Here is a 1,035-nt window from a genome sequence, read left to right as displayed (position 1 = left end):
GGAAATCACTATGATTAATTATGAATGGTATTAAGGAACAAGGAACAGGGAACAGAGAACAGGGAATAGGGAATGAATAAAAATTCTAGACTAACCTAAAACTGTACCTCACGCTTCCTGAAATTTGCTGTATATGCTGAACTACTTATTTTTATCATACTTTTAGATTTATATTTATTGCGAACTTCAATTTATTCTTTTTTAAAAAAAGCAAAGAACGAGTTGGTGTTTGACATAGACTGATGATCAACCTTAAACAAAGAAGTGCTTTTCCTACTGTTCCCTGTTCCCTGCTATATAAACTATAAATGTGCAACCCCCCTTTCCCGACTATAGTCTGATATAGTATCAAATTGTTTAACCCCATAGTCTGATAAATCCTGATGGGAATAAGGACAAATCTAGGTTCAATTATTTGAATAAAGGAAAACAAAAATATGCTGACAGAATTACAAACAAAAAAATGGACAGGTCTGTTTCAAGTCTATGATGCCGATCAAAATGGTGTAGTAGAAAAAGACGATTTTGAGGAAATATTCCAGAATCTTGCTAGAGCGGGTAATTTAACTCAGGGAACACCACAAATTATTAGAGATTATCAGAGAAGATGATCTGGTAGGAGTTAGATAGTTAAAGAAAATGTAAGTAAAAAAAACTTTATTTTTACCTATAAAAAATACTTATTTAACTTACTAACTACCCCCTAAAACCGATCGCTTAATACTAAACCTGACGATAAGCAATTACAGCATAAAAAGGGTCGCCTCCTCCTAAACCGAACATCTGTAAAAAACTAGGTACATTTGACTTCTGATAAATTACCTCTACTTGACTAAAACCTGGAATTTCATTAGCACTTTTTACACTGTCAAAATAACGCTTGACTAACTCTACTCTTCCATTTTCCGAACCATCTCGCCAAGCACTAATAGCTTTCTGATAAAACATCCGATTAGAAAAACTAATAATTGCTATTCCGCCAGGTTTAGTATTAAGCGATCGGTTTTAGGGGGTAGTTAGTAAGTTAAATAAGTA

Annotated in this window: 1 protein-coding gene and 1 pseudogene; one reads left to right on the top strand and one right to left on the bottom strand. The window is 33.4% G+C overall.

Translation table 11 applies throughout. The annotated features are described in order from the left end of the window. The first annotated feature begins 437 nt into the window (after positions 1-437). Entirely contained in the window at positions 438-611 is a 174-nt protein-coding gene (locus D5R40_RS36795) for an EF-hand domain-containing protein (RefSeq protein ID WP_161564468.1), read from the top strand. A gap of 112 nt (positions 612-723) precedes the next feature. On the opposite strand, the pseudogene D5R40_RS33265 reads toward D5R40_RS36795, so the two are convergent. Then, positions 724-987, bottom strand: a pseudogene (locus D5R40_RS33265) (SAM-dependent methyltransferase); the annotation flags it as partial. Positions 988-1,035 lie beyond the last annotated feature (48 nt).

This window comes from Okeania hirsuta (assembly GCF_003838195.1).
Lineage (GTDB): Bacteria > Cyanobacteriota > Cyanobacteriia > Cyanobacteriales > Microcoleaceae > Okeania > Okeania hirsuta.
The sequence above is the reverse complement of the archived record's forward strand: the minus strand, read 5'-3'. Positions and strand labels throughout refer to the sequence as shown.

What these genes read in the sequence shown, in the direction of transcription:
- D5R40_RS36795 (WP_161564468.1), top strand. Translation starts at nt 438, where the DNA reads ATGCTGACAGAATTACAAACAAAAAAATGGACAGGTCTGTTTCAAGTC.